This is a genomic window from Desulfonatronum thiodismutans (assembly GCF_000717475.1).
GTDB lineage: Bacteria > Desulfobacterota > Desulfovibrionia > Desulfovibrionales > Desulfonatronaceae > Desulfonatronum > Desulfonatronum thiodismutans.
In genome coordinates this window covers 125,987-138,919 of sequence record NZ_JPIK01000020.1, presented here as the reverse complement: position 1 = coordinate 138,919, position 12,933 = coordinate 125,987, and the positions used below count along the sequence as shown (strand labels likewise).

Annotated in this window: 15 protein-coding genes; 7 read left to right on the top strand and 8 right to left on the bottom strand. The window is 59.8% G+C overall.

Annotation, left to right across the window (positions count from 1 at the left end; genetic code table 11):
* Positions 1 to 108 precede the first annotated feature (108 nt).
* The 6 genes from GY33_RS0115030 to GY33_RS0115005 all read left to right on the top strand — a co-directional run bounded on the left by GY33_RS0115030 (position 109) and on the right by GY33_RS0115005 (position 4,932).
* Complete coding sequence (locus tag GY33_RS0115030; protein WP_031388122.1) at positions 109 to 855, top strand: fumarate reductase iron-sulfur subunit; 747 nt, start codon at positions 109 to 111, stop codon at positions 853 to 855.
* Positions 856 to 865: 10 nt separating this feature from the next.
* Positions 866 to 1,705 carry a fumarate hydratase gene (locus tag GY33_RS0115025; RefSeq protein ID WP_031388121.1) on the top strand — a complete coding sequence of 280 codons (840 nt, stop codon included), beginning with the start codon at positions 866 to 868 and terminating at the stop codon, positions 1,703 to 1,705.
* A complete protein-coding gene (locus GY33_RS0115020; protein WP_051822690.1) occupies positions 1,669 to 2,250 on the top strand; it encodes a Fe-S-containing hydro-lyase in 582 nt (193 codons plus the stop codon). The genes GY33_RS0115025 and GY33_RS0115020 overlap by 37 nt, the downstream gene beginning before the upstream one ends.
* A 69-nt stretch (positions 2,251 to 2,319) precedes the next feature.
* On the top strand, positions 2,320 to 3,903 hold the full coding sequence (locus GY33_RS0115015; RefSeq protein WP_035272398.1) for a glycosyltransferase family 9 protein: 1,584 nt from the start codon (positions 2,320 to 2,322) through the stop codon (positions 3,901 to 3,903).
* A gap of 63 nt (positions 3,904 to 3,966) precedes the next feature.
* Complete coding sequence (locus tag GY33_RS0115010) at positions 3,967 to 4,575, top strand: hypothetical protein (RefSeq protein WP_031388118.1); 609 nt, start codon at positions 3,967 to 3,969, stop codon at positions 4,573 to 4,575.
* On the top strand, positions 4,576 to 4,932 hold the full coding sequence (locus tag GY33_RS0115005) for a hypothetical protein (protein ID WP_031388117.1): 357 nt from the start codon (positions 4,576 to 4,578) through the stop codon (positions 4,930 to 4,932).
* 96 nt (positions 4,933 to 5,028) lie between these two features.
* Here GY33_RS0115005 and GY33_RS0115000 read toward each other — a convergent pair whose 3' ends face one another.
* From GY33_RS0115000 to GY33_RS0114975, 6 genes are all read right to left on the bottom strand, one after another.
* A complete protein-coding gene (locus GY33_RS0115000) occupies positions 5,029 to 5,304 on the bottom strand; it encodes a type II toxin-antitoxin system RelE/ParE family toxin (protein WP_031388116.1) in 276 nt (91 codons plus the stop codon).
* Positions 5,301 to 5,558, bottom strand: a complete 258-nt coding sequence (locus tag GY33_RS0114995; protein ID WP_031388115.1) for a prevent-host-death protein — start codon at positions 5,556 to 5,558, stop codon at positions 5,301 to 5,303. The genes GY33_RS0115000 and GY33_RS0114995 overlap by 4 nt, the downstream gene beginning before the upstream one ends.
* A 260-nt stretch (positions 5,559 to 5,818) precedes the next feature.
* Positions 5,819 to 7,198: a magnesium transporter gene (gene mgtE, locus GY33_RS0114990; RefSeq protein WP_031388114.1), complete on the bottom strand. Its 1,380-nt coding sequence runs from the start codon at positions 7,196 to 7,198 to the stop codon at positions 5,819 to 5,821.
* Between the two features lie 288 nt (positions 7,199 to 7,486).
* Positions 7,487 to 8,335 (bottom strand): bifunctional methylenetetrahydrofolate dehydrogenase/methenyltetrahydrofolate cyclohydrolase FolD, encoded by an 849-nt coding sequence (gene folD / locus GY33_RS0114985; protein WP_031388113.1) that lies wholly within the window; start codon positions 8,333 to 8,335, stop codon positions 7,487 to 7,489.
* Between the two features lie 5 nt (positions 8,336 to 8,340).
* Positions 8,341 to 9,654 carry a phosphopyruvate hydratase gene (gene eno / locus GY33_RS0114980; RefSeq protein ID WP_031388112.1) on the bottom strand — a complete coding sequence of 438 codons (1,314 nt, stop codon included), beginning with the start codon at positions 9,652 to 9,654 and terminating at the stop codon, positions 8,341 to 8,343.
* The gene (locus tag GY33_RS0114975) at positions 9,651 to 10,454 is read right to left on the bottom strand and encodes a type III pantothenate kinase (RefSeq protein ID WP_031388111.1); all 804 of its coding nucleotides are present in this window, start codon (positions 10,452 to 10,454) and stop codon (positions 9,651 to 9,653) included. The genes eno and GY33_RS0114975 overlap by 4 nt, the downstream gene beginning before the upstream one ends.
* Between GY33_RS0114975 and GY33_RS21275 the strand changes: the two genes are divergently transcribed.
* A complete protein-coding gene (locus GY33_RS21275) occupies positions 10,453 to 10,590 on the top strand; it encodes a hypothetical protein (RefSeq protein ID WP_153304590.1) in 138 nt (45 codons plus the stop codon). The genes GY33_RS0114975 and GY33_RS21275 overlap by 2 nt on opposite strands.
* A gap of 30 nt (positions 10,591 to 10,620) precedes the next feature.
* Here the strand turns inward: GY33_RS21275 and GY33_RS0114970 are convergent, their stop codons facing one another.
* Positions 10,621 to 12,171, bottom strand: a complete 1,551-nt coding sequence (locus GY33_RS0114970) for an ammonia-forming cytochrome c nitrite reductase subunit c552 (RefSeq protein WP_031388110.1) — start codon at positions 12,169 to 12,171, stop codon at positions 10,621 to 10,623.
* Positions 12,164 to 12,637 (bottom strand): cytochrome c3 family protein, encoded by a 474-nt coding sequence (locus GY33_RS0114965; protein WP_031388109.1) that lies wholly within the window; start codon positions 12,635 to 12,637, stop codon positions 12,164 to 12,166. The genes GY33_RS0114970 and GY33_RS0114965 overlap by 8 nt, the downstream gene beginning before the upstream one ends.
* Between the last annotated feature and the right edge of the window lie 296 nt (positions 12,638 to 12,933).

The window sequence follows — 12,933 nt, the reverse complement described above, 5'->3', positions numbered from 1 at the left end:
ACGGGCTGATGGATAAGGACTTTTTCAACACTCAGCTAGGCTGAAAATCGCTTTTCGACAACGCTCAAGGCCGCATCCATACTTTCATCACGTAAAACGAGGACCCGCATGGCCAGGAACCTGACTTTCTCCATTTTCCGCTACAATCCCCAGGACCCGGTCTCCGTACCGCATACGGACACCTTTGTCCTGGACGAGACCAACCACATGACCCTGTTCATCGCCCTGAACAGAATCCGCGAGGAACAAGACCCCGGCCTGCAGTTTGATTTCTGTTGCCGGGCCGGGATCTGCGGGGCCTGCGCCATGGTCGTCAATGGTCGCCCAGGTTTGGCCTGTCATACCAAGACCAAGGATCTCCCGGATGCCATCACCTTGATGCCTCTGCCCTTCTTCACCCTGGTGGGCGATCTGTCCGTGGACACGGGAACCTGGTTTCGGAACATGGCCCAGCGGGTCCGCTCCTGGGTGCATACGGACAAGGAATTCGACCCCAAGGCCCTGGAAGAGCGCATGGACAACGCCGTGGCCGAGGAAATCTACGAACTGGAACGCTGCATCGAGTGCGGCTGCTGCGTGGCCGCCTGCGGCACAGCGATCATGCGCCCCGACTTTCTGGGCGCGGCCGGGCTGAACCGTCTGGCCCGCTTTGTTCTCGACCCGCGGGACAAGCGCACGGAACAGGACTATTTCGACATCGTGGGCAACGACCAGGGCATCTTCGGTTGCATGGGCCTGCTGGCCTGCGAGGACGTCTGCCCCAAGCACCTGCCCTTGCAGGACCAGTTGGGCATGCTGCGCTGGAAAATGGGCTGGGCCGGGATCATGAATCTGTTGCCGTGGAAAAGGAAATAAGGAGACCGCCGTGCGTACCGTCACATCATCCGACATCGCGGACCGGGTCGCGGAAATGGTTGTCCGGGCCAACCGCTTCCTGCCTCCGGACGTCCTGACCGCCATCAGCCGTGCCAAGGGCAATGAAAGCTCTCCGTCGGGCAAGGAAATCCTCGGACAGCTTGAGGAAAACGCGGCCCTGGCCAGGGAAAGCGGCCTGCCGCTTTGCCAGGACACGGGCATGGCCGTCTTTTTCGTGGAACTGGGCGAACAGTGCCGGGTGGAGGGCGCGAGCCTGCGCGAGGCCATTACCCAAGGCATGGTCCGCGGCTACCAGGACGGCCTGCTGCGCAAATCCATGTGCCACCCCCTGACCCGCAAGAACACCGGCGACAATACCCCCGCCGTGATACATGTGGACCTCGTGGAGGGGGACGGCCTGAAAATTTCCTTCATGGCCAAGGGCGGGGGCAGCGAAAACATGTCCCGGGTGACCATGCTCTCCCCGGCCCAGGGCTGGAAAGGCATCAAGGAATTCGTCATCAACCGGGTGGCCGAGGCCGGTCCCAACCCCTGCCCGCCGACCATGCTGGGCATCGGCATCGGCGGCTCCTTCGAGCTGGCCCCCAAGCTGGCCAAACAGGCTCTGCTCCGCCCCCTGGATCAACCCCATCCGGACCAGGAAATCGCCCGAATGGAGCAGGAACTGCTGGACGAGATCAACTCCCTGGGCATCGGCCCCATGGGCCTGGGCGGAGACACCACCTGCCTGGGAGTGCGCATCAACATGGCCCCCTGCCATATTGCCAGCCTGCCCCTGGCCGTGAACGTTCAATGCCATTCCGCACGCCACGAGGAGGTGGAACTGTGAGCAAGGAATACCGATTACAGGCCCCTCTGCGCGACGAGGATGTGATCCAGCTCAAGGTCGGAGACCGGGTGCTGCTCTCCGGCATCATCTACACGGCCCGGGACGCGGCGCACAAAAAGATCATTCAGGCCCTGGAAAGCGGATCGGAATTGCCCTTTCCCCTCAAGGGCGCGGTCATCTACTACGTCGGCCCATCCCCGGCCCCGGAAGGCCGGCCCATCGGCTCCGCCGGTCCCACCACCAGCTACCGCATGGACAGCTACACCCCCCGGCTGCACAGCCTCGGAGTCAAGGCCACCATCGGCAAGGGCAAGCGCAGCCAGGATGTCAAAGACGCCCTGGTCCGCCACAACGCCGTCTACTTCGGGGCCACCGGCGGAGCCGGGGCCCTGCTCTCCCAACGCATCGAATCCTCCAAGATCATCGCCTTCGACGACCTCGGCCCAGAGGCTGTCCGCGAACTAGTGGTCCGGGACTTTCCTTTGCTGGTGGTCAACGACGCCTTTGGCGGCGAACTCTACGCCAAGCCGAACCTGCCCGACTAACCTTTCATAATTCGGAGGGTCGCCCATGGACGTCAAAAAAGAGGTCCGCGCCGGACTCTCAATCCAGCCATGCGCACCCTGGTCATGAACCTGACCCGCTTCGGCGACCTGTTGCAGACGCAGCCGGTCATTGCCGGGTTGCGGGACCAGGGGCGTTCCGCGGCCCTGATCTGTCTGGACAACTTTGCCGGGGCGACCAGTTTTTTGCCGGACGCGGAAGAAGTCTTCGCCCTGCCTGGGGCCGGACTGCTGGCGGACCTTGACCGCGGCTGGCCCACGGCCCTGGAACGGCTCACCGCCTGGAAACGCACGATTACCAAAGATCATTCCGCCCCGCCGCTGCTGAACCTGACCCCGATCCAAAGCGCCCGCCTGCTGGCCCGGGTTCTGACCTCCGGTCCGATCTCCGGCTTCGGCATGGATGACCAAGGCTTCGGATACTACGGCAACGCCTGGGCCGCCTTTTTGCAAACTTCCACCATGAACCGGGGATGCAGTCCGTTCAACCTGGTGGACCTGATGCTGCGCGGGGCGGATTTGCCAATATCAGGCCGCGACCTGGAGTTGGTCCACCCCGGCCCGGATGTGCTGGAACATGTTCGAACTCTTCTAGAAATGACTGCTCCGACCGCCGCTGCTTCCTCCCGCCGGGGCTACGTGGCCCTGCAACTCGGGGCCAGCGAGCCGCGCAGGCAGTGGCCGGAGGAATATTTTGCCCAGCTCGGCGGTTTGCTCTGGGAGCGGTTTGGACTCTGCCCGGTGCTCCTGGGCACGTCGGCGGAGCGTCATCTTGTGGACGGTTACGCGGCCAAGACGTCCGCCCCGTTCATCGACCTAACCGGACGGACCAGCCTGCCCGAACTGGCCGCGGCCCTGTGTCACGCCGATCTGCTGGTGACCAACGACACCGGCACCATGCATTTGGCCGCCGGTCTTGGCCGCCCCGTGGCCGCCATTTTCCTGGCCACGGCCCAACCTTGGGACACCGGGCCGTACCAGGAAAACAGCCTTTGTCTGGAACCGAACCTGGACTGCCACCCCTGCGCCTTCGGTACGGCCTGCGGCCGCCAGGAAGAATGCCGCCGCGCCATCACTCCGGAACAAGCCTTTGAGCTGATCCGAGCCCATCTCCTGCCCCAATCAGATGGGGACCAACCATCCACGGCTCATCCGAAATCCGTCCGAGCCTGGAAAACCTGTCGGGACGCACACGATTTTTTGGATTTAACGGCACTCACCGGCCAGGAACCGGACCCGCGCACCCAATGGATCCGCATCCAGCGACACTATTATCGTCAATTTCTTGACCTACAGTCCGACATTCGCTCCTCCGACCACCTTCTTTCCCTGCCCTCAGAAGCCCGAGACCAAATCCTGGCCTCCCTGGAACAGGCCGTGGCCATGCTACGTATTCTGGAAAGCCAGGCCCAGGTGCTGGCCACGGCCCCCTTGCCCAAGATCAAGCAAAAATTCCTGGCTTATTGGGAACGTCTCCAGGCCCATTGGCAAGCGGACCCGTTCTTTGCGGTCCTGGGCCGGCTGTGGCTGACGGAATCCCAGGATCAAGGCCGGGACATCGCCGGAGTTCTCCGGCTCACACGCCGCTACCTGACCCTTACTTTGGCCTGGAAGGACGCCTTTGACCGTCGCTAATTCTCGGCACGAATCTTGAATTGGAGTGGGAAATCCCTACCCACCTTCAAGGAGGTTCCTGCGATGATTATTATCGACGGTCAAAAATCTGATTTCAACATCACCAATTTTACCAACCTGGATGAACTGCTCATCGGTCTGATGAGCATGAAGCACCTGGACAATCGGATCGTGACCGACGTGCTCGTCAACGACGAGGCGTTCTCGGAGATCTATCCCCATCAGGCTGAAGACGTGGATTGCCGAGACATTCAAAAGGTCGAGATCAAGACCATGGGCGTTCCGGAGATGGGCGTGAACATCGCTCGCGAACTGTACAAGGTCATCCGCCTGATGAGCGAAGGCTCCAAGCAGGTCGCCGATCTCTTCCGTCGAGCCGACGATGCCGAGGCCCTTGAAATGTATCAGGATCTGCTGGACGTGACACGGGACTTCCTGGCCATGATCGGCGCGTTGCGCGACGAATTCGCCCTTTCGGCCAATCCGCAATTCGAGGACGCGATAAACGACCTTTCCGAGCTGTTCACGGAAATGCTGGAAGTTCAGGAGAACGAAGACTGGATTCTGCTTTCCGACCTTCTGGAGTACGAATTTCATCCGCTGGTGGAACGCTGGAAAAGCATCGTGGCCCAACTCCGGGAAGACGTCCGCAAGTCCATTCGGGAGGGATGAATGCACACCGCCGAAGTCGAATCCTATCTGGACGAGGCCCTGGATCTCGGACGACTCGAACTGCACATGCTCACCGAGGGCAATATCGAACAGGCCGAGGCCCTGGCCAATGACCGGGGCCGCCTCCTGGACATGGCCTGGCACGGTCGGGGACGCATCTCCCAGGACATCTTCCTGAACAAGATGGAACAGTTGCAGTCCGTACACAGTCAAGTCAGCGCCGAGGCCAGGCGACTGCACAAGCTGCTCAAGGACGATCTGCTCCGTACCCGCCGCCAAAGCCAGGGATACTCCGGGTACCGCAACAGCATGCCCACAGCTGCGTCGGAGGCCAGATTTATGCAGATCAAGGGGTGAAAGCCGACACGAACCGGGCCTCCATGACGAAGCAACCTGAGCAGCCCATCTCAAACCTGCCTCTTGGGTTTTATGATCTTTCCAGTGCCGAGGAAGTCAATAGACGGTGTCGTGGTCGCCGACGTTGATCGGGATTATCTCCTGCTCACGGATAAGCAGTTCCAGGGTGATGCGGCAAGAAAGGTAAATCGAGACCGAATGCAACCCGGAGTGGCGACCGCCGAGGGAATGCAGGCGCAGTGAGGGATGCCGGGGATTGGCTTCGAGCAATTGCAGGTTTTTTAGATACTGACCTTCAAGCTCCGGATGCCGCTTCAGAAAGCGTCGGGCCCGCTTTTCATACTGGTTGCTAAAAACCAGTGTCCAGCTCATTTTGCCGCCTTGATGCGCTCCAGATGTTCCGCGGCGCTCTCCTTGACGAAGCGGCCGGCGGCCAGATCATCTCTGGTTTCGGCCAGGGCGGCCTCCAGTTCGCACTCCCGCAGGTAATGGTAATAATCCATTCTCATCACCACGAAACGCTCTTTACCCCGAACCGAGATAACAGCCTCCTGCCGGGCTGACAGGGCCGCCTCAATGGCGGATGCGCCCTTGGTTTTCAGTTCATTGGCGGTAAGTGTGGGCATGGCCTGATCCCTCCAGCGCTATTGATAGCACTTGAAATAGTACTGACGAAAGCACTTCCAACCGATCAAGTCAATATTTTACCCTTTTCGATCATTGGATGCGTTTCCGTCGAACCCCGTGACAGCGAAAGAGAGTGATCACCCTCCGTCACGAAGGGTGATCACATTATGCCAAACTGCGGATTTCACGGGGTCGCGGCAGGAGGGGGCTGCCTCCAGAAATGGAGCCCCCCCTACCTTGGAAAAGAGAGTCCTAAAAATCAGCCTGCCGCGGCGATCATGTCTCGAAGGACGAACGTGGCGATGGAGAAGTAAATCAGGACACCGCCGATATCAGCGATGGAGGTGATCAGCGGGGCGCTGGCCGTGGCCGGATCCATGCGCAACTTGCTGAGAATAAACGGCAACGACATGCCCACGACGCTGCCGAACAAAACCGTGCAGACCATGGTCATGGCCACGACCACCGCCACTTCCGGTCCAGCCCGGAAGATGCCGATCATGGACACCGCCAGCCCCATGGACAGCCCCAATGCTGCGGAAACGAGGACCTCGCGACCAAGAAGGTGAAACCAGTCGGAGAGTTTCGCCTTCCCCGTGGCCAAGGCTCGAACCATCAGCGTCGCCGCCTGACTGCCGGCGTTTCCGCCGGAGTCGATCAGCAAGGGCAAAAAGAAAACCAAGGCGATCACCGCCTCGATGGTGTCCTCAAAATAGGCAATGCCCGCACCGGAAAAGATGTTCATGAACACCAAGATCAGCAGCCAGGGAATGCGCTTGGAGAACATCATCCAGAAGCTCGCGTCACGCATGTTGATGGAGGCCAGCCCAGGCGGAGCCTTATGGCCCAAACCACCCATCTTGTGAAAGTCCTCGGTGGTTTCCTCAACCATCACGTCATGAACGTCGTCAAAAGTGACGATCCCGGCCAGGGCCTCGTTGCCGTTGATCACCGGAATGGCCAGCAGATCATACTTGTTCAGCTTCCGAGCCACTTCTTCCTGATCTTCCCCGGCATGCACATGGACCGGCTTTTCCTGCATGATTTCATGCACATGCATTGCTGGTTTCGCCGTGATCAAATTGCGCAGGGACACGGCGCCCAGAAGTCGACGCTGGGCATCAATGACATAGATGGTATAGATCGTCTCCTTGTCCGGAGCCTCCAGGCGAACCTTTTCCAGGGCCTGCTGGACGGTCATATCCGGGGTCAAGGTGACGTATTCCGAGGTCATGATCGCCCCGGCCGTCCCTTCGGCGTAGGAACCGAGTTTGCGGATGTCCTCCCGTTCCACTTTGGCCATCAGGCCGAGAACCGTCTCTCCACGGTCTTCGGGTAATCGTTTGAACAGGTCGACCCGGTCGTCCGAGGGCATGTGGTTCATGATCTCGGCCAGTTGTCGATCCGGCATGGCCTTGGAAAGTTGGGACTGTTCGTCGTGGTCCAGACGGCAGACGATGTCCGCGGCGATCTCGCTGCCGATGATTTCGAGGATGCGGAGCTGTTCCTTGCGGGGAAAGCTGGGCAGGTAGGCCGCCAAGTCCATCGGGTGCAGGGAATCGCAGAACTCCCTGGTTTCCTGGTCCCGGTTCTCGGCGAGGTACTTCGAGATTGTGGTGAAAATCGTGGCCTTGTTCATGACTCGTCTCCTTGGCGGAGCCCGTCCGGCGGACGGGGACGCGAGTCATTCAGGCCCTAGCGAAAAAAAGGCGTGAAACTACTCAGGAGGTCGCCGTCCACGCGGAGCGCGTCCGGTTGAATGGGTGGTAGATCATTGGTGATCCGTAGCGCTGAATGCGCCTGGGAGGGCCTTCGTCCATTGCAATGATGCTCCTGGTTGCGGTTGAAAAAGATGGGAACCGAACAAGCGGTCTCCGAAAAAAAGGGCGTGTACAAGCACGCCCTCGAAAAGTCAATTTGTGGGAACTCAGTCGGCGGCGTACGCCTGAACCGTGTTGCGCAGCAGTTGGGCGATGGTCATCGGGCCGATTCCGCCGGGAACCGGGGTGATTGCCGCGACCCGGTCGCGTAGCGCGTCGAAATCCGCGTCGCCCACCAGCCCTTGATCCGTGCGGTTGATGCCCACGTCCACCACCACGGCCCCGGGGGCGACCATATCCGCTGTGGCGAATCGCGGTCGGCCCACAGCCAGGAACAAGAAATCCGCCCTGCGCATTTCGCCCGCCAAATCCGGTGTCCGGGAGTGACACAAGGTCACCGTGGCGTTGCCCTGGGCACCAGGCTGCGCCAGCAACAGGGCCAGCGGCTTGCCCACGATGTTGCTGCGGCCCACGACCACGGCCTTTTTCCCGGCTACGCTCAGGTCGTACCGGGCCAGCAGCTCCAGAACCCCGGCGGGCGTGCAGGGCCGCAGCCCAGGCAGGCCCAGGGTCAGCCGGCCCATGTTCTCGGGGTGAAAGCCATCCACGTCCTTCTTCGGGTCGATCAGCTCCAGACAGCGCTGAGCTTCCAACCCTCTCGGCAACGGCAGTTGCAGCAAAATGCCATGGATGGACCGGTCCGCGTTCAGATCGCGAATCAGGCCTTCCAGGTGATCCTGGGACACGTCCACGGGAAGACGCAGACTTCGGGACGCAATGCCCACCTCGGCGCAGGCCCGTTCCTTATTGCGTACATAAACCTGGGAGGCCGGGTCCTCGCCCACCAGGATCACGGCCAACCCCGGAGGCAAATCGCGGGAAGCGGCCAACTTGGCCGCTTCCCGTCTCAGTTCCTCGCGAATGGTCGCCGCCGTCCGCTTGCCGTCCAGCAGCACCGCGCTCACGCGTCGTCCTCTTCCGTTTCAACGTCCAGCCACTGGGCGATCATGCTCGGGCCGAAATACGCGCCCTGCTCTTCCAGCACCTCTTCGATGCGCAGCAATTGATTGTATTTGGCCAGCCGGTCGGAGCGGCACAAGGAACCGGTCTTGATCTGACCGGAGTTCAGGCCCACGGCCAAGTCGGCGATGAAGGCGTCCTCGGTTTCCCCGGAGCGGTGGGAAATAACCGTGCCGTAGGAAGCGGACTTGGCCAGTTCAATGGTGTCCAGGGTTTCAGTGACCGTACCGATCTGGTTCAGCTTGATCAGAATGGCGTTGGCGATGCCTTCCTGGATGCCCTCGGCCAGGATGTCCGGATTGGTCACGAAGATGTCGTCGCCCACGATCTGGATTCGATCCTCAAAAGCCAGGGTCATCTTCCGCCAGCCGTCCCAGTCACCCTCGGCATGGCCGTCTTCAATGGAGATCAAAGGAAATTCCTGAGTAAACTGACTGTAGTAGTCGATCAATTCTTCCGGGGACAATCGCAGATTCTCGCCGCTGAGCACGTACTTGCCGTCCTTGTAGAACTCCGAGGCAGCGGAGTCGATGGCCAAAGCGATCTCCACGCCCGGCTGGTACCCGGCGGCATCGATGGCCCGCATGATGTACTGGAAGGCTTCCTTGTGGCTCTTGAGATTCGGCGCAAAGCCTCCCTCGTCGCCCACCGAGGTGATGTGTTTGTCCTTGGTCAGAATGCTTTTCAAGGCATGGAACGTTTCCGCGCCCATGCGCAGGGCTTCGGAAAAGGACTCGGCTCCCAGGGGCAGGATCATGAATTCCTGGATGTCCAGGTTGTTGGGCGCGTGGGCTCCGCCGTTCATGATGTTCATCATCGGCACCGGCAGAATTTTGGCGTTCACCCCGCCCAGGTACTGGAATAACGGCAAACCAAGGTAATTGGCGGATGCCCGTGCCGTGGCCATGGACACGCCCAGCAGAGCGTTGGCCCCCAGCCTGGATTTATTCTCCGTGCCGTCCAGATCCAACAGAGCCTGGTCCACCTTGAGCTGGCTCAAGGCATCCAGCCCGATCACCGCGTCCGCGATCTCCTCGCGGACATGCTCCACCGCGGTCATCACGCCCTTGCCGCCGTAGCGGCGCGGGTCGTTGTCGCGCATCTCCAAGGCTTCCCTGGTACCGGTGGATGCTCCGGAAGGCACGGCCGAACGCCCGGTGGCACCGGACTCCAGGGCGACTTCCACCTCCACCGTGGGGTTTCCGCGGGAATCAAGAATTTCTCTGGCCCAAACGCCGACAATGGTGCTGCTCATACTCGTACTCCTTTTCGTAACATGTGTGCATTATCCAAAGAGGTCTTCATCAGTCCTCGCATCAACAAGTCCGGTTGATGGTGATCAATCCCGGTACAAACCTCCACCAGCGTCTTTGCCGGCCCGCCGGTGACCACCACCTCCACGGGCGGGGCCAACTGGGTCTTCAAACGGACGCACAGCCCCTCCACCATGGCGGCGAACCCGAAGACCATCCCGTGACGGAGACTATCCGCCGTGCTCCGGCCAATACGGGGACCGGGCTCAACTCCGTCCAGGGCGATGGTCGGCAGCTTGGCGGTTTTCGAAGCCAGGGCCGCGGCAGAGGAATACAAGCCGGGACAGATCAATCCGCCTAAATAGGCGCTATCCTGAATACAGTCAAAGGTCGTGGCTGTTCCGAAATCCACAACGATCAACGAACGACTGGGAAAAAGTGACCGTGCCGCGTACCCGGCTACCAACCGGTCCGCGCCCACCTCGTGAGGCCGGGCATAACGGTTCTCCAAAGGCAAAGGCAGGTCTTCGGGCACGAAATAGACCGGACAGCCGCAGAACCGCTCCCCCGCGGCCCGGGCCAGTTCGCCCACCGGCGGCACCACGGAACAGACCAGCCACCCGGACATATCCCCCGGACGTAGTCCGTGCAGACCGAGAATCTGCACGATCCGCAGTCCCCAGGCATCAGAAGTGGAATCCCGACTGGTAGGCAGACTGTACGTCCCAAGAATCGTATCGTCGCGCACCACGCCGATCTTGGTGTTCGTGTTGCCGATGTCCAGCAAAAGCAGATGAGGCATGGAAAAAAAGGGCAGGATTTTGATGGTTGAAGAAGGGAAATCAATGAATGAAAAGCCGGGAAATGACAAGGGGCGGCCCGCCTCGGACACGCCAGAACAAAGCGGCCTCGACACGAAACCGTGCCAAGGCCGCTGATTCATGAATCCCGATTACCGGGCACGGTGTTTATTGTGCGCGGCGATTCAAGTCCCAGACCAGATCCGCTTCCGGAAGCAGCGGGAGATACCCCAACCACTTGTGGGAATCCAGGTGCTCCTGGCTTTGTTGCAGCTTGCGGCTGTGCTCCGTGATCGGCGGGACGATGTCCTTGATGTCGCCTTCCAGGTTCCGGGCTATGCCGTAGTTGGTAGCCTGCATGGCGTAGTTCACGGCCTCTTGACTGGCCTGCTGCGAGCGGGCCAGTGTTTCCAGGGCCTTGGCCGGGTTGTGGAAGCCGGCGCTGTTTTCCGCGGAGACCCAGTCCCAGAACATGCCGCCCTTGCGGACTCGCTCGCGAGCCTGGATCATCAGTTGATCAAAGTCCGGACGCTTATACCCGGCGTATTCACTGGCCAAGCGCACGGCCTCGTGAGCTTTCACCGATAGCTCCTGAGCGGCCAGCAACTGATCCCAGGTCCGCTTCTGGGTGTAGATCACCCGTTCCTTCAGGTACTCCGGAGACTTGTCCGCATGGCACTGCCCGCAGGCGCTCTTGATCATTTCCGGAGATTTCAGCGGGGAGGTCCAGCGATGCGAAGAAATTTTCTTCTTGCCGTCCAGCCGACGGTAGTTCATGTGGCAGTCCGCGCAGGCCACGCCGGCAGCTCCGTGCGGGCCGTCATACCAGGTTTCATACTCGGGGTGTTGGATTTTGATCATCGGCGTGTCGGAAACCGCGTGGGTCCAGTCGATGAAATGCCCTTCAAACCCCTCGCGAGTGGTGGAGCCGTGATCCTTATAATATTCATAGACATTCTCGGGATCCATGCCCAGATCCCAGGGAAAGACCGGCTTAGCCGCGGCGCCGAACTTCTTGTCCTGGAAATAGTATTCCACGTGGCACTGGGCGCAAACCAGGGAGCGCATCTCGTTGCGTGAGGCTTCGCGCCAATCCTTGCCCTGACGCTTCAAGGCCGCATCCAGCGGAACGCTGGTGATCCGCAGGTCCATGGTTTGCGGATCATGGCAGGTGGCGCAACCGATGGTGTGGTCGTCCATGTCCACTTCCTCGCGAAACTGGTGGAACTCCATGGCCCAGAATTCATCGCCGTACTCGGGAATCCACTCCACCATCTTGGTGGTCTTGCAGTTGTAGCAAGTGGAGGGGAGACCAGCCTGCTCACTGTAGCGATTGATCCGGTCGATATCCAAAACGTCGTGCAGGGCGTAAGTATGCCCGCGGGCCCGGTTGTATTCGTAGCTGAAGGGATACCCCATCCAGAGGTTCTTCAGATAGGGCTGACAGTATTTCCAGCCTTTGGGCGGATCCTCGCACAAGTGTTTTTCATGAGGGATCGAGCCGGAATACTCGGTCATCTGGCTGTCGTCGTTGTTTTCCAGGAACGTGCGGTAGTGAACGGGAAAAAACTCTTCAAACGCGCTGTTCTTGATTTCCGTGGCCGACAGCGTGGTCGTGTAAGACGGCGTGACCGGCTCAGGCACCTCAGTACAGCTCACCAGGGCCATGGCCCCAAGGGCCGCGGCCGCGCAACAGACCATGACAAGCATTCTATTCATCCGACACCCTCCTTTCGGAAATCGGTAATTTGGACATGTGCGGCACGGAACGGTGACAGTCCGTGCAGTATGGTTTGGCTTCGATCATCTTTTCGGAAACGTTCAGGATCGTCATGGAGTGACATCGAATGCAACTCTCATTGACCACGTCCTTGGTTTTGTCCGTCGTGTGAATGACGTCGAAAACATCACCCAACGTGTTTTGATAGAAATCCTTGGTCCCCGCCCTGGCCTTGAATATAATCTTGGGAACCCCCGTCTCCGGGGCATGGCATTCGTTGCAGGCCAGGTTGGCGTGGGGGGACACTTGATGCGTCCGAACGGCCTCGTACATCACGTGGCAACTGCCGCAAAACTCCGGCTGATCCGTGACCTTCATGGAAAAGGCCATTCCGGCATACAGCCCGGCACCGACGAGCAGTAGCACGAGTACGGCAACCTTTCCTCTACCGGGGGGTTGTACCATGATCCACCTCCAAGGATGACGGGTGAGAGATTCGCATTCCAGTTGGTACGAACTCACTTTTCCCTAGATTAAGCATGAAACAAAAATGTAGGTCAAGAAATAATTTAGTATCGAAAATTTGGTACAAATTGCCTTGGCCTTCTCTTTCCGTCGGCCATAGCCGTCACTGCCGTGGATTTAGAACATGTTTCGACAGGCCATGAGGAGTCTGGATCGACCGCCAGACTTGTTCGTCACGCCGATCTTCGGCAAGGTAGCGAAAAAGCGCATTGGCTCAGATGCTGACACTTGCGCCC

What these genes read in the sequence shown, in the direction of transcription:
- GY33_RS0115030 (WP_031388122.1), top strand. Translation starts at nt 109, where the DNA reads ATGGCCAGGAACCTGACTTTCTCCATTTTCCGCTACAATCCCCAGGAC.
- GY33_RS0115020 (WP_051822690.1), top strand. Translation starts at nt 1,669, where the DNA reads ATGCCATTCCGCACGCCACGAGGAGGTGGAACTGTGAGCAAGGAATAC.
- GY33_RS0115015 (WP_035272398.1), top strand. Translation starts at nt 2,320, where the DNA reads ATGCGCACCCTGGTCATGAACCTGACCCGCTTCGGCGACCTGTTGCAG.
- GY33_RS0115010 (WP_031388118.1), top strand. Translation starts at nt 3,967, where the DNA reads ATGATTATTATCGACGGTCAAAAATCTGATTTCAACATCACCAATTTT.
- GY33_RS0115005 (WP_031388117.1), top strand. Translation starts at nt 4,576, where the DNA reads ATGCACACCGCCGAAGTCGAATCCTATCTGGACGAGGCCCTGGATCTC.
- GY33_RS0115000 (WP_031388116.1), bottom strand. Translation starts at nt 5,304, where the DNA reads ATGAGCTGGACACTGGTTTTTAGCAACCAGTATGAAAAGCGGGCCCGA.
- GY33_RS0114995 (WP_031388115.1), bottom strand. Translation starts at nt 5,558, where the DNA reads ATGCCCACACTTACCGCCAATGAACTGAAAACCAAGGGCGCATCCGCC.
- mgtE (WP_031388114.1), bottom strand. Translation starts at nt 7,198, where the DNA reads ATGAACAAGGCCACGATTTTCACCACAATCTCGAAGTACCTCGCCGAG.
- eno (WP_031388112.1), bottom strand. Translation starts at nt 9,654, where the DNA reads ATGAGCAGCACCATTGTCGGCGTTTGGGCCAGAGAAATTCTTGATTCC.
- GY33_RS21275 (WP_153304590.1), top strand. Translation starts at nt 10,453, where the DNA reads ATGGAAAAAAAGGGCAGGATTTTGATGGTTGAAGAAGGGAAATCAATG.
- GY33_RS0114975 (WP_031388111.1), bottom strand. Translation starts at nt 10,454, where the DNA reads ATGCCTCATCTGCTTTTGCTGGACATCGGCAACACGAACACCAAGATC.
- GY33_RS0114970 (WP_031388110.1), bottom strand. Translation starts at nt 12,171, where the DNA reads ATGAATAGAATGCTTGTCATGGTCTGTTGCGCGGCCGCGGCCCTTGGG.
- GY33_RS0114965 (WP_031388109.1), bottom strand. Translation starts at nt 12,637, where the DNA reads ATGGTACAACCCCCCGGTAGAGGAAAGGTTGCCGTACTCGTGCTACTG.